The sequence below is a fragment of the Martinezella sp. CNPSo 3890 genome (genome assembly GCF_057784455.1).
Map to the genome: position 1 here is coordinate 134,065 of NZ_JBXSOR010000007.1, position 22,494 is coordinate 156,558.

At 60.6% G+C, this 22,494-nt stretch carries 21 protein-coding genes; 13 read left to right on the forward strand and 8 right to left on the reverse strand.

The features are described from left to right. The first annotated feature begins 86 nt into the window (after positions 1–86). From AC13RC_RS18290 to AC13RC_RS18315, 6 genes are all read left to right on the forward strand, one after another. Positions 87–878 (forward strand): creatininase family protein, encoded by a 792-nt coding sequence (locus AC13RC_RS18290; protein ID WP_488558036.1) that lies wholly within the window; start codon positions 87–89, stop codon positions 876–878. A 140-nt stretch (positions 879–1,018) separates the two neighbouring features. Then, complete coding sequence (locus AC13RC_RS18295) at positions 1,019–2,119, forward strand: CobW family GTP-binding protein (RefSeq protein ID WP_113354938.1); 1,101 nt, start codon at positions 1,019–1,021, stop codon at positions 2,117–2,119. Further along, positions 2,119–3,108 (forward strand): WD40 repeat domain-containing protein, encoded by a 990-nt coding sequence (locus AC13RC_RS18300; protein WP_488558037.1) that lies wholly within the window; start codon positions 2,119–2,121, stop codon positions 3,106–3,108. Before AC13RC_RS18295 ends, AC13RC_RS18300 begins: the two co-directional genes overlap by 1 nt. A gap of 16 nt (positions 3,109–3,124) precedes the next feature. Next, a complete protein-coding gene (cysE, locus tag AC13RC_RS18305; RefSeq protein ID WP_488558038.1) occupies positions 3,125–3,940 on the forward strand; it encodes a serine O-acetyltransferase in 816 nt (271 codons plus the stop codon). A 323-nt stretch (positions 3,941–4,263) separates the two neighbouring features. Next, positions 4,264–5,892, forward strand: coding sequence for a phospholipase C (locus AC13RC_RS18310; protein WP_488558039.1), 1,629 nt, complete (start codon positions 4,264–4,266; stop codon positions 5,890–5,892). 19 nt (positions 5,893–5,911) lie between these two features. Next, positions 5,912–7,336 (forward strand): cytochrome-c peroxidase, encoded by a 1,425-nt coding sequence (locus AC13RC_RS18315; RefSeq protein ID WP_488558040.1) that lies wholly within the window; start codon positions 5,912–5,914, stop codon positions 7,334–7,336. Positions 7,337–7,568: 232 nt separating this feature from the next. On the opposite strand, the gene AC13RC_RS18320 is transcribed toward AC13RC_RS18315, so the two are convergent. Next, positions 7,569–8,159: a GNAT family N-acetyltransferase gene (locus AC13RC_RS18320; protein ID WP_488558041.1), complete on the reverse strand. Its 591-nt coding sequence runs from the start codon at positions 8,157–8,159 to the stop codon at positions 7,569–7,571. Positions 8,160–8,272: 113 nt separating this feature from the next. After that, entirely contained in the window at positions 8,273–9,406 is a 1,134-nt protein-coding gene (odc2, locus tag AC13RC_RS18325; RefSeq protein ID WP_112421581.1) for an ornithine/lysine decarboxylase, read from the reverse strand. A 529-nt stretch (positions 9,407–9,935) separates the two neighbouring features. Here odc2 and AC13RC_RS18330 point away from each other — a divergent pair. The 3 genes from AC13RC_RS18330 to AC13RC_RS18340 all read left to right on the forward strand — a co-directional run bounded on the left by AC13RC_RS18330 (position 9,936) and on the right by AC13RC_RS18340 (position 12,685). Beyond that, entirely contained in the window at positions 9,936–10,829 is an 894-nt protein-coding gene (locus AC13RC_RS18330; protein ID WP_113330541.1) for a LysR family transcriptional regulator, read from the forward strand. A 90-nt stretch (positions 10,830–10,919) separates the two neighbouring features. Next, positions 10,920–11,579 (forward strand): DUF1007 family protein, encoded by a 660-nt coding sequence (locus AC13RC_RS18335; protein WP_488558089.1) that lies wholly within the window; start codon positions 10,920–10,922, stop codon positions 11,577–11,579. Continuing rightward, on the forward strand, positions 11,573–12,685 hold the full coding sequence (locus AC13RC_RS18340; protein WP_183812711.1) for a nickel/cobalt transporter: 1,113 nt from the start codon (positions 11,573–11,575) through the stop codon (positions 12,683–12,685). The genes AC13RC_RS18335 and AC13RC_RS18340 overlap by 7 nt, the downstream gene beginning before the upstream one ends. A gap of 38 nt (positions 12,686–12,723) precedes the next feature. Here AC13RC_RS18340 and AC13RC_RS18345 read toward each other — a convergent pair whose 3' ends face one another. The 3 genes from AC13RC_RS18345 to AC13RC_RS18355 all read right to left on the reverse strand — a co-directional run bounded on the left by AC13RC_RS18345 (position 12,724) and on the right by AC13RC_RS18355 (position 14,489). Further along, positions 12,724–12,939: a cytochrome c oxidase subunit II gene (locus AC13RC_RS18345; RefSeq protein WP_173002425.1), complete on the reverse strand. Its 216-nt coding sequence runs from the start codon at positions 12,937–12,939 to the stop codon at positions 12,724–12,726. Between the two features lie 89 nt (positions 12,940–13,028). Then, positions 13,029–13,724 carry a tellurite resistance TerB family protein gene (locus AC13RC_RS18350; RefSeq protein ID WP_113330545.1) on the reverse strand — a complete coding sequence of 232 codons (696 nt, stop codon included), beginning with the start codon at positions 13,722–13,724 and terminating at the stop codon, positions 13,029–13,031. Between the two features lie 126 nt (positions 13,725–13,850). After that, entirely contained in the window at positions 13,851–14,489 is a 639-nt protein-coding gene (locus AC13RC_RS18355) for a 2-dehydro-3-deoxy-phosphogluconate aldolase (RefSeq protein WP_069613321.1), read from the reverse strand. A 160-nt stretch (positions 14,490–14,649) separates the two neighbouring features. Here AC13RC_RS18355 and AC13RC_RS18360 point away from each other — a divergent pair, with 160 nt between their 5' ends. Together AC13RC_RS18360 and AC13RC_RS18365 are read left to right on the forward strand one after the other, a co-directional pair. Continuing rightward, positions 14,650–15,135: a CYTH domain-containing protein gene (locus AC13RC_RS18360; protein ID WP_069613322.1), complete on the forward strand. Its 486-nt coding sequence runs from the start codon at positions 14,650–14,652 to the stop codon at positions 15,133–15,135. Further along, positions 15,113–16,024 carry a CHAD domain-containing protein gene (locus tag AC13RC_RS18365; protein ID WP_488558042.1) on the forward strand — a complete coding sequence of 304 codons (912 nt, stop codon included), beginning with the start codon at positions 15,113–15,115 and terminating at the stop codon, positions 16,022–16,024. The genes AC13RC_RS18360 and AC13RC_RS18365 overlap by 23 nt, the downstream gene beginning before the upstream one ends. A gap of 62 nt (positions 16,025–16,086) precedes the next feature. Here AC13RC_RS18365 and AC13RC_RS18370 read toward each other — a convergent pair whose 3' ends face one another. After that, a complete protein-coding gene (locus AC13RC_RS18370) occupies positions 16,087–17,592 on the reverse strand; it encodes an FAD-dependent oxidoreductase (protein WP_488558043.1) in 1,506 nt (501 codons plus the stop codon). Between the two features lie 49 nt (positions 17,593–17,641). Here AC13RC_RS18370 and AC13RC_RS18375 point away from each other — a divergent pair, with 49 nt between their 5' ends. Both AC13RC_RS18375 and trhO read left to right on the forward strand, forming a co-directional pair. Continuing rightward, complete coding sequence (locus AC13RC_RS18375; protein ID WP_488558044.1) at positions 17,642–18,127, forward strand: MarR family winged helix-turn-helix transcriptional regulator; 486 nt, start codon at positions 17,642–17,644, stop codon at positions 18,125–18,127. Between the two features lie 170 nt (positions 18,128–18,297). Continuing rightward, positions 18,298–19,239: an oxygen-dependent tRNA uridine(34) hydroxylase TrhO gene (trhO, locus tag AC13RC_RS18380; protein WP_488558045.1), complete on the forward strand. Its 942-nt coding sequence runs from the start codon at positions 18,298–18,300 to the stop codon at positions 19,237–19,239. A 62-nt stretch (positions 19,240–19,301) separates the two neighbouring features. Here trhO and AC13RC_RS18385 read toward each other — a convergent pair whose 3' ends face one another. Together AC13RC_RS18385 and AC13RC_RS18390 are read right to left on the reverse strand one after the other, a co-directional pair. Then, on the reverse strand, positions 19,302–21,512 hold the full coding sequence (locus AC13RC_RS18385) for a putative bifunctional diguanylate cyclase/phosphodiesterase (protein WP_488558046.1): 2,211 nt from the start codon (positions 21,510–21,512) through the stop codon (positions 19,302–19,304). Positions 21,513–21,622: 110 nt separating this feature from the next. Beyond that, positions 21,623–22,171 carry an NADPH-dependent FMN reductase gene (locus AC13RC_RS18390; RefSeq protein ID WP_488558047.1) on the reverse strand — a complete coding sequence of 183 codons (549 nt, stop codon included), beginning with the start codon at positions 22,169–22,171 and terminating at the stop codon, positions 21,623–21,625. Positions 22,172–22,494 lie beyond the last annotated feature (323 nt).

A 22,494-nucleotide genomic window follows, 5' to 3' on the forward strand; every position in this document is an offset into this window, starting at 1 on the left:
CGTGATTCCGTTGACCTTTTCGCCGCGAAGTCATCACGCTATGACATTGCGCAGGTTACTGACATAAACAAGAGGCACACCCTCAGATGGTGCATCCTTTGCCATGTTTCGATGACAATGATGAAACATTGACACCCGAAGAGCGAACAAAATGGATCGCGGTGCTGCCACTTGGCGCCTATGAGCAACACGGCCCGCATTTGCCATTCGAAACCGACGCACTCATCGCCGACGGAATCGTCTCACGCCTCAAGGTTGCCTTGCCGGCAAATCTGCCCGTCACCTTCCTGCCCGTCGAGCCGGTTGGCTATTCCATCGAACATATGGATGCCGTCGGCACGAAGACATTGACCTTCGACGAAGCTGTTCGGCGCTGGCTCGGCATTGCTGAGCAGATGAACAATCTCGGCATCCGCAAATTCGTCATGCTGAACGCTCATGGCGGCAACTCGCCGCTGATGACCATCGTCACAACGGAAGCGCGCGTGCGCTTCGACATGCTGGCGGTCGCCACCAGCTGGACGCGTTTCGGCATGCCGGATGGGCTGATTGCGCCGGATGACAAAGCCATCGACATTCACGGCGGCGATATCGAGACATCGGTTATGCTTGCCCTCCATCCGGAAAAGGTTGACATGTCGAAGGCGGCAAACTTCCCGTCACGGCAATCAGAGTTCATCAAGGGCTTCAAGCATCTGCGCGCCTATGGACCTCACGCCTTCGGCTGGAAAATGGCCGATCTGAGCAGCCAGGGTGTGGTCGGCAACGCGGCCGTGGCCACGGCGGAAAAAGGGGAGCGATTGATTGCGCATGCCGTCAAAGGTCTCGTCGAACTGCTTGAGGATATCAATAAATTCGATGCGACGACCCTGACTTAAACGCATGGTCAATTCGCCTGCCCGCAACCCAATGTGATCTTATAACATATAAAAGCCTTTGAACTGGCGTCGCCAACTCCTTATATGGAACCCGACCAATGTCTGCTCCCCGGGGCAACCTTCCATATTTCGAGGCTCCCATGACCGAAACAGCCACGCAAAAGCCCGTTCCCGTCACCGTTCTCACCGGCTATCTCGGTGCCGGCAAGACGACGCTGCTCAACCGCATCCTTTCGGAAAACCACGGCAAGAAATACGCCGTCATCGTCAACGAATTCGGCGAGATCGGCATCGACAATGATCTCATCGTCGAGTCGGACGAAGAAATCTACGAAATGAACAATGGCTGCGTCTGCTGCACAGTGCGCGGCGACCTCATCCGCGTCGTCGAGGGCCTGATGCGCCGCCCCGGCCGCTTTGACGGCATCATCGTCGAAACGACAGGCCTTGCCGATCCGGTTCCGGTCGCCCAGACCTTCTTCATGGATGACGATGTCCGCGCCAAGACCGAACTCGACGCCGTCGTCGCACTCGTCGATGCCAAGCATCTGCCGCTGCGCCTGAAGGACAGCCGCGAAGCGGAAGATCAGATCGCTTTTGCTGACGTCGTCGTCATCAACAAGTCCGACCTCGTCTCTCCGGAAGAGCTTGCTCAGATCGAGGACATCGTCCGCGCCATCAATCCGGCTGCCCGCGTTTACAAGACGACCCGTTCCGGGGTGGAGCTCGCCCGCGTGCTGAACCAGGGCGCCTTTAATCTGGAGCGCGCGCTGGAAAACGACCCGCACTTCCTCGAGCATGGCCACGAGGATCACGTCTGCGGCCCGGATTGCGATCATCACCATCACGACCATGATCACGATCACCACCATCATGACCACGATCATGATCATCATCACCACGATCACGACCATCACCATGGCCTATCGCCGATCCACGATGTAACCGTGCAGTCGGTTTCGCTGCGTGGCGGCGAGATGAACCCGGAACGTTTCTTCCCCTGGATCCAGAAGGTCACGCAGACGCAAGGCCCGAATATCCTGCGCCTCAAGGGCATCATCGCCTTCAAAGACGATCCGGAGCGCTACGTCGTTCAGGGTGTGCACATGATCATCGAAGGCGATCATCAGCGCCCTTGGAAGGACGGCGAGAAGCATGAAAGCCGCCTCGTCTTCATCGGCCGCGAGCTCGACCGCGAAAAGCTGGAAGCCAGCTTCAAGGCGTGTGAGGCATCTGCCTAATGCCGACTGTTGCTCCGCTTGATATCGACGGCCACGTTCTGGCCGTCGAATTTTTAGGTGACACCCCCTTCTTCGCCAGCGCCGCCGGCGCAGTCCACCGCCTCGAAGGCGGCGAGAAGGTTACCGAAGCCCATCAGGGGATGCTGACCTGCATCCGCGATCCCTATAGCGAAAGCCTGATTTCCGGCGGCGAGGACGGCAAGGTTCAGAGGATCGCAGCCGACGGCAGCACGACGTTGCTCGCAGAAGCGCCGCGCAAATGGATCAGCCAGCTTGCAGCCGGCCCGCAGGGCTCCGTCGCCTATTCCTATGGCAAGAGCACTTTCGTACGGCTCTCCGATGGGACGACGAAAGAGTTTCCGGAAGAACGCACCGTCGAAGGCATAGCCTTTGCACCCAAGGGCCTGCGCATCGCGGTTGCCCGCTATAATGGCGTATCCCTGCACTGGGTCGGCATGAGCGCACAGCCGATCAACCTGGAATGGAAGGGCGCTCATACAAGCGTCACCTTCTCGCCGGATGGCCAGTTCATCGTCACCACAATGCAGGAAAACGCCCTGCACGGCTGGAAGATGGACACGAAGCCCGGCGCCGAGGCCCGTCATATGCGCATGACAGGCTATCCCGCCAAGGTGAAGTCGCTCTCCTGGTCCAACAAGGGCAAGTGGCTGGCCTCTTCGGGCGCGCCCGCGGCGATCGTCTGGCCCTTCCAGGGCAAGGACGGCCCGATGGGCAAGGCGCCGCTCGAGCTCGGCACGCGCGCGAACATCATGGCGACTTCCGTGAAATTCCATCCCGCCGAGGATATTCTCGCCATCGGCTTCATCGACGGTATGATCCTTGCGGTCCGCATCGGCGACGCCAAGGAAGCGCTCTTGCGCCGGCCGGGCAAGGGGGCGATCACATCGATGAGCTGGAGCAAGTCCGGCAAGCTGCTCGCCTTCGCCTCCGAAGCCGGCGACTGCGGCGTTGTGGATATCTCGGGTTAACCAGAGAGACAGGATCATGCCTCAGCCAGGAACGGCAATCGCCGGAAATGCGTCTGCCCCAGCCGAAAACGTCTGGGACGTAATCCGTTTCGAAGCCGTCGAACTGGCGGCGCGCGAACCGACGCTTGCGCCGCTGCTGCAGGCGCAATTGCTTGCCAGCGGCTCCAATGCCGAAAGCCTTGCCAATGTGCTGGCCGCGCGGCTCTGCGTCGTCAGGATCGAGCACGGCAACATGCTTTCACTGCTGTCCGACGTGCTGAGGCGGCATCCTGCAATCCTGTTGGCAACGGAGGCCGATCTGATCGCGGTGCGAACCCGCGACCCCGCCTGCACCACCTATCTGCATGCGCTTCTCAATCTGAAGGGCTTCCATGCCCTGCAGACGCACCGCATCGCTCATGCGCTCTGGGCGGAAGGCCGCAAGGAAATCGCCAGCTGGCTCTCCAATCTCGTTTCTCTCGTCTTCGGCCCGGATATCCATCCGGCTGCGAAGATCGGCACGTCGATCATGCTCGACCACGGCTCCGGCATCGTCATCGGCGAAACCGCCGTGATAGAGGATGAGGTTTCCATCCTGCAGAACGTCACCCTCGGCGGCACCGGCAAGGAAAGCGGCGACCGTCATCCGAAGATCCGCCACGGCGTGATGATCGGCGCCGGCGCCAAGATCCTCGGCAATATCGAGGTGGGCGCCTTCAGCAAGGTTGCCGCTGGCAGCGTCGTGGTCAAACCCGTACCGCCGCATTGCACGGTCGCAGGCGTACCGGCTGTAGTTGTCCGTATCCATCGCGCCGACGAGATCCCGGCCGAGACGATGGATCAGAATATCTGATTTCGCCTGGGACTGTGGCCACCTCGTGGTTCGAGGCATCGTCGTTTTCGCTGCGTTTAACGCCGCTGCACCTCACCATGAGGTGGAGCAAGTTCCGTGGCGAGGCACGCAGATCAGCCCTCATGCTAAGGAGGCCCGAAGGGCCGTCTCGAAGCCGGGTAAGGAAACACCCCGCCACCAGTCCGTGACATAAGGTAGCACCGGAAACGCTCCCCTTACCCTTCATGGAACTGTCATGCTCCATTGATAGCTCGAAAGGGTTCTCTATGCCCGGCGTGGCGCAAATGCGCCGGAGCAATGCCCCACTCGAAGAGGATATGACGATGACCAGTTTTTCACGTCGCGCCGCCCTTGCAGCCGGCAGCGCGCTTACCCTTGTTTTGCTCTGTTCCACCGCCGGTGCCGCTGATATGGCGCCGACACCGAATACCGCGACCCCCATCAAGCATCTCGTCGTGATCTTCCAGGAAAACGTCTCCTTCGACCATTATTTCGCGACCTACCCCAAGGCAGCGAACGTCGATGGCGAACCGGCATTCAAGGCCGCCGACAACACGCCGACCGATATCAACACGCTCGCCAATGCCGGTCTTCTCGACAACAATCCGAACAAGACCAACACGGCAAACGGCGCCGATGCGGCAGCCCCCTTCCGGCTCGACCGCACGCAGGCGGCAACCCAATCGCAGAACCATGGCTATACCGCCGAACAGGCCGCCTACAACAACTTCGCCATGGACCTCTTCCCCGCCAATACCGGCAAGGGCACCAAGGGTGCTGCCGGCGCCTTCGGCACCAAGGGTCAGGTCATGGGCTATTACGACGGTAACACCGTCACGGCCCTTTGGAATTATGCTCAGCATTATGCGCTGAACGACAATTCCTTCTCCACCAATTTCGGCCCCTCGACCCCCGGCGCGCTGAACCTGATCTCCGGCCAGACCAATGGCGCCATCCTGCCGCCCGGCTACACACTGGAAAGCGACGGCACCTATTCCAAGGGCCGCATCGTGCCCGACGGCAATGGCGGCTGGACCGCGATCAGCGATTTCGATCCGACGGGCGACGTCTGTTCGGTCGGCCAGACGGCGCTGATGTACGGCAAGAACATCGGCGACATGCTGAACGAGCACAAGATCACCTGGGGCTTCTTCGAGGGCGGCTTCGACCTCTCGCAGACCAACCCGGACGGCACGACCGGCTGCAAGCGCGCGACGACATCGACCATCACCAAGGTCAACTACGCCGACTACATCCCGCATCACCAGCCGTTCCAGTATTACGCCTCAACGGCCAACCCGACACATGCGCGTCCGTCTTCGGTGGCAACGATCGGCACGACCGACGCGGCGAACCATCAGTACGACATGACTGATTTCTACGCGGCCCTGAAGAACGGCAATATGCCCGCCGTCAGTTTCCTGAAGGCACCAGCCTATCAAGATGGCCATGCCGGCTATTCCGATCCGCTCGACGAGCAGGAATTCGTGACGCAAGTGGTCAACACCGTGCAGAATTCGCCGGATTGGAAGGACACCGCCATCATTATCCTCTACGACGATTCCGACGGCTGGTATGATCATGCCCATGCGGTCGTCAATCCGTCGAAAATCCCCGTCAAAGGCTATGACGTGCTGAGCGGCGACAGCTGTTCCACCGGCACGCCGCTGCCCGGCGTCAACGGCCAGCCGGCGCAGGGACGCTGCGGCTATGGCACCCGTCAGCCGTTGCTCGTCATCTCGCCTTACGCCAAGGTCAACTTCGTCGACCATACGCTGACGGATCAGACCTCCGTCATGCGCTTCATCGAGGATAACTGGATGGGCGGCGCCCGCCTTGGTGGCGGTTCCTTCGATGTGATCTCGGGCTCGCTGAACACCATGTTCGACTGGTCCAAAGGTGACGCGCCGAAGCTGATCCTCGATCCAAAGACCGGCAACCAGGCATCGTAAATCCATAAGGGAGACGGAAATGCCCTCGATCAATCGCCGTCTCCTGGCGCTCTTCGCACTCGCGGGCCTGTCGTTCGCGGGTGCGGCTGTCGGCATGGCCAACGAGCCGGCCATAAACGCCACGGCGACTGACGGCTATGACGACCAGGCACCGCTGAGCGCGGTGGCGCAACTCGGCAAGAAGCTGTTCTTCGATCCGTCACTCTCGGGCGGCGGCCAGATGTCCTGCGCGACCTGTCACGATCCGGCCAACCACTACGCGCCGGCCAACGACCGTGCCGTCCAGCTCGGTGGCCCGCATCTCGATCAGCCGGGTATCCGCGCAGTGCCGAGCCTCGCCTACAAAATGTCGACGCCATCCTTCTCGATCGGAGAAGAGAGCGCTGCCGACGAAGCGGCGGAAGCATCGCCGATGACCGAAGCGTCGGGCGTGGCTCTGGCCAATGCTCCGGCCGCCGTCGCCGGCCCGCTGACGGCACAGGCCGTCGTCAAGGCCGATGCGGCAGCCGCAGCAAACCTCGTGCCGCAGGGCGGCATGTTCTGGGATGGGCGTGTCGATTCGCTGGAGGAACAGGCCCTGCAGCCAATGATCTCGCCTTTCGAAATGGCGAATGCCGATGCGGCCATCGTCTATGCCAAGCTCAAGAAGGGTTACGGCAAGGAGATTTCAGCGCTGTTCGGCGACAATGTCCTCAGCGATCGGGACATGACGATCTCCGAGATCGGCTTCGCGCTCGCCCGCTACCAGATCGAGGAAAACTCCTTTCATTCCTATACCAGCAAGTACGACTACTATCTGCGCGGCAAGGCAGTGCTGACGGATGCGGAAGCGCGGGGTCTGAAGCTCTTCGACGATGCGAACAAGGGCAATTGTGCCTCCTGTCATCTCGACAAGATGACAGGCGATGGGCAGATGCCGAACTTCACCGATTTCGAGTTCGAGGCGCTCGGCGCACCGCGCAATCCGGCCATTCCGGCCAATGCCGATGCGCATTACTACGACACCGGCATTTGTGGCCCGCTGCGCAACGACACCTATTCCGCCCAGCCGGAGAATTGTGGGCTGTTCAAGACGCCGACGCTGCGCAATGTCGCGGCCCGCCATGTCTTCTTCCACAATGGCGTCTATCGGAGCCTTGAGGATGTGACCCGTTTCTATGTCAAGCGCGATACCAACCCGGATGAGATCTATCCGAAGGATGCGAGCGGCAAGGTGCTGAAATATGATGATTTGCCAGCGCAGTATCGGGCGAATATCGATGTCATCGACGCCCCGATGAACCGCAAGCCCGGCGATGCTCCGGCCCTCAACGACGCCGAGATAGCCGATGTCGTCGCCTTCCTGAAAACGCTGACGGATGGCTATGACCCGACAAAGGACAGCGTGAAGGCTGCGAAAATAAGGCTCCGACCGAAGCAAGGGGTATCGCATATGGGCGGATGAGCACCGGAAAACTCCTTCTCCCCGGCGGGGAGAAGGTGGCCCGAAGGGTCGGATGAGGGGGCTATCGATTTGAATTCTTGGATTTTCGTAGCCTTGGCGGACACCCCCTCATCCGCCTGGCGGCACCTTCTCCCCGCTGGGGAGAAGGGGCAGCTGCGTTTTCAGCTCTACGCGATTCCCCTACCGCCCGAAGAGGCGAAGGCCTTTTATGCTTCAGAACTGCTCGTTCTCTTTATGCAGCCTTTGCTATCGGCGGCTGGGCCAGTTTGCGGCCGCTGGCGACGATCATGCCGGCAGCGCTGTCGAGCCACCCTTCCTTGAGCTCGAGAGCCAGGAAGCGCTCGCGCTGGAACGGCCCCGGCATGACGAGATGGCGCGTCTTTGCAGCAAAGAAGCCGAAACGCTCGTAGTAAGGCGCATCGCCGACGAGCAGGATCGCGCCATGGCCGCGTTTCTTGGCTTCCAGGATGGCGGCGCGCATCAGCGCCGAGCCGATGCCCTTGCCTTCATAGGCGGGATCGATTGCCAGCGGGCCGAGCAGCAACGCCTCGACCGGGCGCGTCTCGCGATCGACGCCGGCTTCGACATTCCAGAGGCGAACGGTGCCGATAACATGGCCGGCGCGATCGCGCGCGACGAGCGCCAGGCCTTCAGCCGGCACGCGGCCCTGGCGCAGCTTTTCCGACGACTTCTTGCGGCGGTCGGGAGCCATGGCGCGATCCAGCAGGTTTTCACGCGCAACGACATCGCCTGCGTTTTCCAGGTCGAGAGTGAATGTGGACGGCGCAAAGAATGCGCGGACAGAATCAAGAACAGCGGCCATCTCGGCCTCCCGTGCCCAATACCGTTATCAGCGGTGGTGACGAACTATTGTGAAGGTGCCGCCCCGGCTGGCTACGGGGGCAGCTTTGTCGAACTTCAGATCCCTGCCGGACCTCAGATAATGTAGGCCTTCAACGGATCGAAGCCGTTGAACGCCACAGCGGAGTAGGTCGTGGTGTAGGCGCCGGTGCCTTCGATCAGGACCTCGTCGCCAATGGTGAGCGACACCGGCAACGGATAGAGGTTCTTCTCGTAGAGCACGTCGGCCGAATCGCAGGTCGGGCCGGCAATGACGCAGGGTTCCATCTCGTCGCCGTCGCGCGTCGTGCGAATCGGATAGCGGATCGCCTCATCCATGGTTTCGGCGAGACCGCCGAACTTGCCGATGTCGAGGAAGACCCAGCGAGCGGCGTCATTGTCCGACTTCTTCGAAATCAGGACGACTTCAGCCTTGATCACGCCGGCATTGCCAACCATGCCGCGGCCCGGCTCGATGATCGTGTGCGGGATCTGGTTGCCGAAATGGGCGCGCAGAGACGCAAAGATCGCCTTGCCATAGGCTTCGGCCGAGGGAACGTCGCGCAGATACTTGGTCGGGAACCCGCCGCCCATGTTGACCATCTGCAGGTGGATGCCCTGCTTGGCGAGCGAAACGAAAACCCGCTTGGCATCGGCAAGAGCATCGTCCCAGGCATCGACCTTGGTCATCTGCGAGCCGACGTGGAAAGACACGCCGTAGGATTCCAGGCCCAGCTGATGAGCATAGACGAGAACGTCGACAGCCATCTGCGGAACGCAGCCGAACTTGCGCGACAGCGGCCATTCGGCACCTTCGCCATCCGTCAGGACGCGGCAGAACACGCGGGCGCCGGGTGCGGCACGCGAGATCTTCTCGACTTCCTCATGGCTGTCGACGGCGAAGAGGTTGATACCGAGTGCATGCGCACGGGCGATATCGCGCTCCTTCTTGATGGTGTTGCCGTAGGAGATACGCTGAGCGGTCGCGCCGGCATCCAGCGCCATTTCGATTTCGGCGACGGACGCGCAATCGAAGTTGGAGCCGAGGCTTGCGAGGAGACGCAGCACTTCCGGAGCAGGATTAGCCTTGACGGCATAATAGATGGCGCTGTCCGGCATGGCATGACGGAAGGCGTGAAAATTGTCGCGGACGACATCGAGATCGACCACCAGGCAAGGACCGTCCGGACGTCGGGCAGCGAGGAAATCGCGAATACGTTGCGTGGTCATGTCAATTCCCTTTCAAATTCCAAAGGCTCCGGGGAAAACCCAGAGGACAAAGGGCGACGCTCACTCGCTCAGGAACCAGCCGGTGGAGACCCCGGTACCGTGCAAATGCGCGAAGCGCGGATGATGAACCAGTGCCGCAAGCGGCGCTAATTCGCTTTGTCTGCCATGGATTGGAGGGAATATCCCAACCGCACTTCCGGCAATGAAGGTGTGCCTCTTCAGTAACCCCGGCTGATGGAAAGCCGGGAGAGAACAAAAAGGCCCGCACCGTCGTTGCTTCAGATGTCCTCGCATTTTCCGGTTGGCCGGAATAGCGACTGGAGGGGTTAATTCCAGGTACCTTACCGATTTTCTCACCACATCGAGGATCGGCGGACACCCACGGGCACGTGCGACTTTGGGCTGACCTCGAAATAGGAATATTCGCCGACATAATCAAGAAAATTTTTCTCCCATGCCCGAAAAAAATAATTGAACAAATCGAAGCATTTTGTTCAACATCCGGAAACAGTTAGCGGGAGGCTTCACCATGGACACTTTGACCCGGATTCGCGCCTTCATCGACGTGGTCGAGGCCGAGGGATTTTCGGCAGCCGCGCGCAAGACCGGCCGCTCCAAGGCGCTCTTGTCGAAATATGTCCGCGAATTGGAAGACGAGCTCGGCGCGCTGCTGTTGAACCGCACCACGCGTCAATTCTCCATGACGGAGGCCGGCCATACCTATTATCGTACCGCCTCCGACATCCTGAAGGAGATCGACAATCTCGCCGACCTCGTGCGTGAGAACAACCAGCAACTTAAAGGTCGGCTGCGTGTTTCCGTGCCGCGCACCTTTGTCGACGCCGATGTCGGGCAGTCGCTGATCGACTTCGCCAAGGAGAATCCCGATCTTGCGCTGGAAATCGCTGCCGACGACCGCTTCGTGGACCTGATCGAGGAAGGCTTCGATGTCGCCGTGCGCATCACCAAACTCGAAGACTCCGGCATGATTGCCCGCAAGATTTCCGATTTCCGCGTCCATCTCTGCGCGACGCAAGCGTTCCTCGATCGTTATCCGACGCTGGAACATCCGACTGACCTTGCGCGCATTCCCTTCATCATCGACACCAACACCCGCTCGCAAGGCACTATTCGCTTCGTCGATGCCGACAGCACGACCTTCAACGTCGCCATCAACGGCACGCTCGAGGTCAATAGCCCGCATGCAACGCTGCGTGCGGCGCTCGCCGATCTCGGCGTTGCCATCGTCCCGGATTTCATCGGCCGTAAGGCGATCGAAAGCGGACAGTTGCTGACGCTGTTCAATGACTACCTGCCGACGGACCGCGGCATCTATGCCGTCTACCCGCACCGCCGCTACCTCCCGGCCAAGGTGCGCATCTTTGTGGACTACCTGCACAACTGGTTCCGCAAGAACGGCTGAACGGGCAAGGTTGACCGCCCGGTCCCAATTCCGTCTCATTTCCTGACCAGAAAACGAAGTGAATCAATGCCCACGAAACACATCGGACGCATGAGAAAATCCACGATTATCCACGCTGTTGCCCTGACCGGCGGCCTGTTGCTTGCGCCGGCCATAGCATCAGCGCATCCGCATATTTTCGTGGAAGCCCGTCTGGAAGTGCTCGCCGGCGCGGATGGCAATGTGCAGGAGCTGCGCAACGTCTGGCGCTTCGACGAGGTGTTCTCTTCCTCCGTCCTCATGGATTTCGACAAGAACACCAATCTGAAGCTCGACCCTGACGAGCTGAAAGAAGTCGGCAAGACGGTGCGAGAGTCATTGGCCGATTACGACTATTATGCGAACCTGACGCTCAATGGCAAAACGATCAAGGTGGACAAGCCCGATATCATCAATGTCGACTTCCGCGATGGCCAGCTCCTGATGTTCTTCGCCGTCAAACCGGCCGAGCCGATGCCGCTCGCCAAGGGCAACAAGCTGAGCTTCGGCATCTACGACCCGACACTCTACACCTCGATCGATTTCCCGAGCGACAATGAATTGGTGACGGAGGGCGATGCCTTCAAAAGCTGCACGCATAAGGTCGTCCGGCCCAATCCGGATGAAGTCATCGCCGAAAACAGGTCGACATTGACGGATGCCTTCTTCAACGATCCGACGGGAACGACCATGTCGAAACTCTTTGCAACGCGGATAGATGTGCAATGCTGATTTCGAGGCTAAGGACGCTTGTGCCAGCCGTAGCTATCGCCCTTTTGGCGGCAGCCGGTTTTGCCCATGCCGCTGGCTCACCGCTCGGCATCGGCACCGCCGAGCCGAGCTTCCAGCCGATGGGCGGCCCGCTGGCGCCAATCTTTCTCTATGTGAATTACGAGCAGCAGGCCTTCTATCGTGCGCTCACCAAGTCGATCGAGGCCATGCGCCAGGATCCCTGGCAGCTCTGGACGCTAATCGGCCTTTCCTTCGCCTATGGCATTTTCCATGCCGCCGGCCCCGGCCACGGCAAGGCGGTGATTTCCTCCTACATGGTCGCCAATGAGATCGAGCTGAAACGCGGCATCGGCATCTCCTTCGTCTCTGCGCTCATCCAGGGCCTCGTCGCCGTCCTTGTTGTCGGCGCCGCCTATTTCGTCCTGCGCGGGTCTGGCATCACCATGACGATGGCGACTAATGCCATGGAGATCACAAGCTTCGTCATGGTCATCCTGTTCGGCAGCTGGCTCTTGTTCCGTAAGCTGCGGGCGATGATGCAGAGCCGGGCGCAACGTCAAGACATGCAGCTTGCGACGTCGGCCGGGCCAATCAGCCTTTCTCTGTTCGAGGGAGCAGCGACGGGCACGGATTCGGCAAGAGGTTTTGCGCGCAGCAGCGCCGCTATGCCCGCCGCCGGCGGCTATCAATGCTATGATCCCGCTCATACGAGCGGCGACGGCGCCTACTGCGAAACGTGCGGCCACGCCCATCTTCCCGATCCGAAGATGCTGTCGAACGAAAAGTTCAGTGCCCGCGAGGCCTGGTCTGCCATTGCCGCCGTCGGGCTGCGCCCATGCTCGGGCGCGCTCCTTGTCATGACCTTCTCGATGCTGAACGGGCTCTATCTTGGCGGCCTGCTATCGGTCCTCGCCATGTCGATCGGCACGGCGCTGACCGTCTCGCTGCTTGCCATCATCGCGGTCTTCGCGAAAGGCACCGCCGTGCGTTTCACCGGCAAGGGCTCGAGACTTTCGGTTTGGGTGGGCAACGGCATCGAGATCCTCGGCGCGCTGCTCGTCATCTGCACGGGCATCATCCTGCTCGGCGCCTCGCTGCAGAACTGAGCGATTTCCGAGGGTTTGGGAGAGCTTTACGTTGGAGCTTACGGCCCGTTGCGCCGTTGGTAGCGCGCCCGCATCCAGAACACGAAGAAGAAGGCCAGGATGACGAGCACGCCGAAACCGGTGCCGAGCCATGGCGAAATGTCTCCGAGCCAGACGATGACGTTCGGCATCAGGTAAAGCACGGCTGTCGCAACCAGCAGGATAACGCCGGCCGCGATTGCCGCCGAGCGTGTTTCGCTTTTCTTATCCGTCAATGTAGCCATCCCTGACGCCCTGACATGAATTCCGGCGAAGGCTTAGGCCAGCTGCCGAGGAAAGGCAACCGGCCCTATCGTCACACGCGTCAGACTTTAGCGCCAGCAACGGTCGCTTCGATATGATCGACCAGCGCATCGGCCAGACCGAGGCGGCCGGCAAGCAGATCGAGATAGCCGCGCTCAGCCCGCGAATCCGGCTCGATCGCCAGCCGCGAAGCGGTATAGACCTGCACCCGCTGTTCCTCGGTCTTTGCAGAAGCGACGATGGCATCGAGATCGACGGGATTGGCAAGCTCTCGCTGGAAAAAGGCTTCCGCCTCCGATCCGACACCAGCCTCCTGTACCTTGCCGAGAATGCGCTGCCGCTCCGCATCGTCGATATGGCCATCGGCGCGGGCGGCCGCAATCATGGCCCGCACCAGGGAAAGCGTAAAATCATTGCTGGCGACGGCCGGCGCAGTGCTGAAGCCGGAATCCGACGGCGGCGGCAGGAACTGCGGTTCGGCCTGCGGGGCTGGCTGCGGCTGATTGCCGTCGCGGTAGTTCTTGTAGGCCTGATAGCCGAGACCTGCGATGGCTGCGAGACCGCCGAGCGCCAGCGCATTTCCGGCGACCTGGCGTCCGGTCTTCGTCCCCAGCAGCACGCCAGCGATGGCGCTCGTCGCCATCGGATTGTCCCTGGCAAGATTGATGGCCTGGGTTGCCCTGTCTCTCACGGTCCCCTGCACTCCCGGAACCTGCGATCCCAGGAACTGGTCAAGAAGCTTGCGGGCGTCGATCATATGGATGGTCCTCAGTCCTTTGATGGTGAGAGGGAGATAGGAAGCGCAACCGCAAATACCAATCCGCAGAATGCAAAAAGGCGCGCAGAAGCCTGCGCGCCTTCGAAACCGACGGGAGGCAGCCGCTCAGCCCTTGAGCGCGGCGGCCTCGGCGGCAAGCTTGGTGATCCCGGCCCAATCGCCCGATGCAACGAGCTCCTTCGGCGCAACCCAGGAGCCGCCGACACAGATGACGTTCGGCAGCGACAGATAGTCATGGGCGTTCTTCAGCGAGATGCCGCCAGTCGGGCAAAAGACCGTGCCGGCGAGCGGCGATGACAGGGCCTTCAGATAGGAAGCACCGCCGGCCTGCTCGGCCGGGAAGAACTTCAGTACCGTATAGCCCTCTTCCCGCAGCGCCATCACTTCGCTGGCCGTTGCGGCACCCGGCAGCAGCGGCACATGCGAGCCGCGCGCAGCATCAAGCAGTTCCTGCGTCGTGCCGGGGCTGACGATGAACTTCGAACCGGCTTCGACGGCCGCGTCCCATTGTTTGACATTGAGGATCGTGCCGGCGCCGACTTCGGCACCCTCGACTTCTTCGGCGACAGCACGGATCGCATCCAGCGCACCGGCGGTGCGCAGCGTGATCTCGATGGCCTTGAGACCGCCCGCAACGAGCGCGCGGGCGAGCGGCACCGCCGATTTCGCATCGTCAACGATCAGCACGGGAACGACGGGCTGCAATTTCAGGATGGAAAGAAGCTTCTCGGTTTTCTCGCCCATGGTCGGTGCACTCCCTTTAAAACGATTGAAATCCGGCTTTCGAATAGCCTTCCCGAAGGTGCTTGTCGAGACAAAAGCTCGCTTTAAATACGACGGGTAGGAAATTGCGGCAACTTGCTATAGTCTGTTCCAATCTGTGCCGGTGGAGCATGTCAAACGCATGGCAAAAGAGATCGAGCGAAAGTTTCTGGTGCGCGGCGATCACTGGCGTGATTCCGTTTCGGAGCGGCTGATCCTGCGACAAGGATATATTGCCTCCATGGCAGACCGTTCCGTGCGCATACGGCTGACGAACGACACCAAGGCAACCTTGACGATCAAGATCGGCAAGTCGATGACGAGGGACGAATTCGAATATGAGATCCCCGTCGACGAGGCGGAGGAATTGCTCGAAACGGCGATCGGCCTCGTTATCGAGAAGACCCGCCACAAGGTGCAGTTCAAGGGCTTTACCTGGGAAGTGGATGTCTTCCGCGGCGCCCATCGCGGCCTCGTGATCGCTGAAGTGGAAATGGACGACGAAAGCGACAATCCGGAACTGCCGGACTGGATCGGACGCGAGGTAACCGGCGAATACCGCTATTCCAATCAGGCCCTCGCGACGCAGTTCGAGCAGGAGTACGATGAGCTATCGCATACGGCCTGACCGAGCTCTTGATGACGAGGTGCACAAAGCAGCCGCGCATCAACTCGGCAAGGCAATGGCCGTACTGACGGACAGACCGCAGGGCCTGCACGAAGCGGTTCACGACGCCCGCAAGAACATCAAGCGCGTGCGCGCGCTCTACCGGCTGATCGCTCCGGTCGCGCGCGAATTTCAGCAGCGGGAAAATGACCGCCTTCGGAATATGGCACGCACGCTTTCCGGCGTGCGCGATGCGACCGCACTGATCGAGATCGGTCATTACCTGCAGGCAACCGCCAGACCCGCAGAAGAACTGCACGCGCTGACCCGCGTCAGCGATCTGCTGACCACCCGGCGCGACCGCCTGGCGGCGGCGCAAACCGATCTCGAAGACAAGGCACAGGCAGCAGTCGCGATATGTGCCGAGGCGCGCGAGGCGTTGAAGGAGATATCCTTCGACTGCGGCCGACGCGACACGGCCCGTCTCTTTCAGAAAAGCTGGCGCAAGAATGTCCGCAAGGCGATGCAGGCGCTGTCCGAATGCCATGCGGAAGCGGCCCACGTCGAGAGCTTTCATGATCTGCGCAAACGCAGCCAGGATTACTGGATGCATCACATGCTGCTGCGCGATGTCTGGCCGGCCGCCATGCATGCCAAGCAGCTGGAGGCCAAGGCATTGGTCGACGTACTCGGCCGCTATCTCGACATGTCGATATTGGCCGATGTCGCAGACCGCGAGCCGCATCTCTTCGACAGGAGCGACGATCACGCCCGCCTGCTGGAAGCGATCATTGCCCGGCAGCAGACCGCGCGCGAGGAAGCGCTGGAGCGAGGCCGCTGGGTCTTCGCCGACAAACCGGAGAGCGAAGCACGGACTATCAAGCACCTTTGGCTGGAGGCGGCCGACTGACGGGGTCACGCGCCCGCCTCAGGCAGTTCAATCGGCATAACCTGGCCGTTGCTTTAGGCGCTCTACGCATCCGCCGAACCAAGCCCCACTTGCGCGAAATAGCCTTCCAGCATCGCAATGTCGTCGGCGGCAGCGATCGCGCCAATATATCCGTCCGGCCGCACGAGCACCCATTCTCCAGGGGATAGGGCATAGATGTCGCGCAGATGCCCTCCGGCGTCGACCATGTCGCCTGACTGGCCGAAAGTATGAATATGCAGCCCTGCGCGCGGCGGCACCGATCCCGGCTGCACCTCGTAGCCGAGCAATGTCCAGTGTGCACCTCGGAACAGATCGAACAGCCGTTTCGGCTGGCCGGCTGCGCCAAGGATCGGCGCATCCGGGGCTCTATCGCCAGCAGACAGGCGGGCGCTGCGTCCAAGCGTTTCGAGCGCAAGCGAAGACGAAGGATAACCTATATCGAGTTGGCGCACCTCGCGACCGCGCCGCATGTCGCCCTGTTTCTGAGCATCGAGAAGCCTTGTTGCCAGACCGAGCATCGCAGCCGCGATGGGCTGACGCTCCTCTTCATAGCTGTCGAGCAGCTTGTCGTCGGCTCCATTGGCGGCCGCTGCCAGCTTCCATCCGAGATTATAGGCATCCTGCACGCTGGTATTGAGGCCCTGACCGCCAGTCGGCGGATGAATGTGGGCGGCATCACCGATGAGAAACACGCGGCCAACACGGTATCGATCAGCAAGTCGCGCATTCATGGTGTAGGCCGACGACCACGACACGGATTGGATATGGATATCGTCGCGCCTGGTCCGCTCCGCCACCATGGCTTCCAGCCCTTTGGCAGAGAGGTCGATATCACCGTCGAGAGGGATCGGCCCCTGTATCTGGAACATCTCGGTCCCGGCAAGCGGGCAGAACATGATCTGCCGCGACATGTCGCCGTCGTTGAAGCGATGCCAGGCATCGCGCGTGAGACCGGTCAAAATGACATCGGCCACGATGGCGCGAACGCCGAGGGTCTTGCCGGGAAAGTCGATACCAAGGGCGTGGCGAACGAAACTGCGGCCGCCATCGGCGCCTACGAGCCAGCGCACCCGAAGAATTTCCTCTTCAGCCTTGCCCGCTAGGCGCGCTGTCACGCCACTCGGGTCTTGCTCGAAACCAACCAGTTCGCAGCCGAATTGCGGCGTATGGCCAAGCTCAAGCAACCTCTCGCGCATCACCTTTTCGGTCAGGAATTGCGGTATCATCAGCGGCAGATGGTACGGTTCTGCCGGTGTCGGGTCCTGATGTTCGGCGATGTCGGACTCGGTAAAACTGCCGTCGTCGCGATATCGCCGTACGGGCGGATACATGCCGCCGACCGCAACGACCCGGTCGAGAATGCCGAGATCCTCGAAGATTTCCTGGGTTCGCGGCTGGATGCCCTTGCCGCGCGAACCACGGAAAGGCCCGTCCATCTTTTCGATCAGTCGGAAGGAAATTCCTCTCCTTGCCAAATCGATGGCCAGCGCGAGGCCGGCCGCGCCCGCACCACAAATCAGCACATCGGCTGTAAATTGCTCTGTCATTTCCATCTCCATATGTGTAATATGCACATATTAAAAGAAGGGTGGTCGGGTGTCAACGAAAAGCTTGCAAAATACACATATCAGCGCTCAGCTACGCGAACTCCATAGCGCGCTGGTCGAAATTGTCGGCGTCATGAACCGGCCCCAGCGTGATGAGGCGATGATTAAGGAGGCGGGCATCTCCCTCGACCGCGCACTGTTTTCCCTGTTGGTTTTGGTGGAGCGGCTCGGCCCCATCGGCGTCGTCGAACTGGCCGATCGCGTCGGGCGCGACTACACCACCGTCAGCCGTCAGGTTGCGAAGATGGAGGGGCTCGGACTGATCAGCCGACGGGAGAACGCGATCGACCGACGCCTGCGCGAGGCCGTCATCACCGAACAGGGCAAGGCGATGACCGATCGCATCGATGAGGCGCGCGAGAGGATCGCCCGATCCATTTTCGCCAAATGGGATGACCAGGATATCGAGGACCTTGTGCGGCTCATGCGCAGGTTTGCCGACGACATCAAGGATGATGCGCCAGGTGCACGATAAGCCGCATTTCGAAATGCCTTCCTTTCAAGTCGTATGGCGCTGGACATCTCAGCTCGTCGGCTAGCACAACCCACATCTTTCGCCGCACCAACAGAGGCGGGATCGCAAGGGCGCGGGCTGCGACGCAAATCCCGATTGCCTGAAAGCCCGCAAAATTGTATTTCACCGGCATGACCGACATGCTTTCAGATCCACGGCGCGACGCGATCGGCGCATTCCTCGTTGCCGCGCTCTATCATTTTGTTTCCTTTCCGCGCTTCGAAAGCCTGCGTGAGCCACTGCTTGCGCTCTGCGAGGAAAAGGGCGTCAAGGGCACGCTGCTTTTGGCCCGTGAAGGGATCAATGGCACGATCGCCGGCTCGGATGCGGCTATCGGCGCCGTGCTCGCCTTCCTGCGCGCCCAGCCGGAATTTGCCGGGCTCGAACACAAGGAAAGCCGCGCGTCAAAAATGCCGTTCGTGCGCATGAAGGTGAAGCTCAAGAAAGAGATCGTCACCATGGGCGTCGAGGACATCGACCCGACCAAGGTCGTCGGCACCTATGTCGCGCCGAAGGATTGGAATGCACTGATCTCCGACCCCGACACCATCGTCATCGACACCCGCAACGACTATGAGACCGCCATCGGCGTCTTCAAGGGCGCGGTCGATCCGAAGACGAAGACTTTCCGCGAATTTCCCGATTGGGTGCGCGACAATACCGGCCTGCACAACAAGCCGAAGATCGCCATGTACTGCACCGGCGGCATCCGCTGCGAGAAGGCGACCGCCTTCATGAAGCAGCAAGGCTTCGACGAGGTCTATCATCTCAAGGGCGGCATTCTGAAATATCTCGAGGAAGTGCCGCCGGAAGAGAGCCTGTGGGAAGGCGCCTGCTTCGTCTTCGACGAACGTGTCTCGGTCGAACACGGCCTGAAGGAAGGCAATCACAAGCTCTGCCACGCCTGCCGCAATCCCATTACATCAGAGGAAGTGACCTCACCCTTTTACGAGGCTGGCGTTTCCTGCAGCCACTGCTATCACGAACGCACTGAAGAAGACCGCGAGCGCTATCGCGAAAGGCAGCGGCAGATCGCACTCGCCCGCAAGCGTGGTCACGAGCATATCGGCTAACGGCATTTTCGGAAGAACCGCACTGCGGCCTCCTTCAGGAATGCGCGAATGCTCCAGGCATATCAGGCGGCGGCGTGTTCTTCATCCAGTGCGGTTGCCATCTGTACCGCAAGCCGCTTGCTGATCTCGGCTTCCGGCATCGGCTTGCCATAGAAGTAGCCCTGCAGCTCGTCGCAGCCGAAGCCCTCCAGCGCCCTTCCCTGCTCTTCGGTTTCTATACCTTCGGCCGTGACGGGAATGTCGAGTGACCGGGCCAGTGCCACGGTCGCCTTCACCATCTCGCGGGCGCGGTTGTCCTCCAGCACATTCATCGTCAGCGAGCGATCGATCTTGATGCGGTCGAAACCGAACTGACGCAGATAGCCGATGGAGGAGAAGCCCGACCCGAAGTCATCGAGTGCCACCTTGACGCCGAGCCTCTTCAACCGCTCGATCGATTGACGCGTACGCTCCGGATTTTGAATGATATAGCCTTCGGTGATCTCCAGCGTCACGCGCTCGGCTTCGATTTCGGTACTGTTGAGCACGCTGCGGACATAATCGGCGAAGGCAGGATTACGGAACTGGCCCGGCGAAACGTTGACGGCAACACGCAGATCCGGCCAGTGCCTTGCCGCCTCGCAGGCCTTACGCAGGACCAGCAGACCCAACGCTTCGATCAGGCCGCTGGTTTCGGCAATCGGAATGAAAGCCTCCGGCGAAATAGGTCCATGGCCAGGACGATTCCACCGCACGAGTGCCTCGACGCCGATCATCTCGCAGCTCGATGCATCGACCAGCGGCTGATAGGCGAGCGTCAGTTCCTCCATCTCGATCGCGTGACGCAGATCGAGCTCCAGCGCATTGCGTTCCTCGCGATGCGCATCCATGGCCGTCTCGTAGCAGGTCATGCGGGCGCGGCCGGCTTCCTTGGCCTTGTACATGGCAAGATCGGCGCGTCGCACCAGTTCCTCACGGTCGATGCGGCCTTCGGGCGAGCTTGCGATGCCGATGCTGGCGCCGACCACGACCACCCGGCGGCCGATCTCCAGAGGCTCGGCAAGGAAATCCAGGATTTGCTCAGCCAACCGCAAAGCTGGGGCGTCATTAAGCTCCTTCGTCGGGAAGGCGATGGCGAATTCATCGCCTCCAAGGCGCGCCAAGGCCGCCTGCGGTGGCACGAGAACCTTGAGCCCAGCGGCTACCGCGCGGATGAGCTGATCGCCGGTGCCATGCCCGTATGCGTCGTTGATTTCCTTGAAACCATCGAGATCGAGGTAGAGAAGCAGGACGTTGGTGCCGTCGGAGCGCGCCCGATCGACCAGACGATCCACATCGAGCCGCAATCCCTCACGATTGAGGAGCCCGCTCAACCGGTCGCGAAGCGAGACCTGCCGTGCCTGAACTTCCTCCGCCCGCAGCCGGCGCCCCGCCATCGATCCCAGGATTAGCAGCACGACGAAGAACAGACCCACCAGACCAAGCGCGCCGAGCACCAATGGGCGGACCTGCTGATAGCTCATATCCCCCGGCTGGCGCGAGCTCCACACCAACCGTCCCAGCGACTTGCCAAGGGGGTCGACGATGGAGACGGCATATCGGGCAACGGTATCCGGCGGCACCAGCGTCAAGCCGCTGATGACGTAGGTGTTGGCCAGCATCTTGATCCGGTCGGCGTCAAGGTAGCGGACGAGGATCAGATAGCGCCGATGACCTTCTGGCACCGGAATGCGACCGGATCTTTCGCGGATCGTCGCGGCCCCGGCGGCGGCGATACCATCTCTGGTCATGATGTAGCCCGCAGCTTCGGGCACCCCCGTCACACGCGTTGTTCGCGCCTGATCGACGAGCGCCCAGACGGCCGCACCGAGGACATCCTCGATATTCTCGGTCAATGGCTGGCCATCGTGGTAAGCAACAATCGGCTTGTTGTTGTCGTCGACGATGATGGCAGTATCGAACAACGCGCCGTTGGAGGAAATGTCGCCATAATTGCCGGCGATCCAATTTTGATTATCGGTCCCATAGACACTTCGCGCCGCATCGTTGCGGGCGGAATGGTCATGCAGTGTCGCTTCCAGCTGTCCCTGAAAGGTTTTCAATGCCCCGACGGTCGTTTCCCAGGAGCGCTCGTCGTCCAGCTTGTTGGAATAATCGGCAACGCGTCCGATTGCGGTAAGAACCATCAAGGTCACGACGGCAACGATCAGGGCGAAGCAAATCAAAACGGCCGTCACAATGGAATGACGACCGATCTGTGCATTTTTCTGCAGGGATTTGGAAATTGCTCCCAACACCTTTTCTCCTTGGCGGAGAAGTCTGCCGTCAGGTCTTCAATAAACGGTTAAGGCGAATTGGAGATTCCTACAGGAAAGAGTTGTATATCTGCCGAAACCGGAAGAATTCATGCCTTAGTGGCAATCGCTCGCGCGAAACGGCCGAGACTTGCAGAGAAAAGGCCGCTTTCTCGGGCCTCCAGCAGCATCGCGGCCTGCATCTCATCGCTCTTGCCTGCAACCGGTAGGCGCAAGAAAGCGTCTTCAACAATATGCAGCGACATGGTCTGCAAGACATCGGTGAGCTGTGCCAATACGAGATCGCCGCGATGTGAGGCATGGGCAAACATCAGCGGCTTGAACGGCACCTCGTCGCGCGACACCAGCCAGTCCAGCGCATTCTTGAATCCGCCGGGTATGCCATGGGCATATTCCGGGCACGACACGATCAAACCATCTGCCTTACCGATCTCCGACGCAAATCTCTCGACGATAACAGGTGTTCGCTCACCCTCATTATCCGGATTGAAGATCGGCAATTCACCGATCAGATCACAAATCGCAATGGTGATGCCTTCGGGGCACGCAAACCGCAGCGCCTCCAGCAGCCGGCGGCTGGCCGAAGCCTGTCGCAGGCTGCCGCAAAGCGCATAAAGAAAAATCGGCCGCTGGATCATGCGCGATGTCTATCAGGCCTTGCCGATTCGAGCGATAGCCACCCTCCCCTTGAGGGGCAGGGGTATCGCATATGGAGGCGGACGAGCACCATAAGCTCCTTCTCCCCTTGGGGAGAAGGTGGCCCGAAGGGTCGGATGAGGGGGTTATCGATTTGAATTCATGGATTTTGGTGGTCTTGGCGGGCACCCCCTCATCCGCCTGGCGGCACCTTCTCCCCGCTGGGGAGAAGGGGGACAGCGGCGATCTCCGCTCATATGCGATACCCCTGCCCACAAGGGGGGAGATGTCGCGGCAGCGACAGAGGGGGTGCCACGTGGGCGAT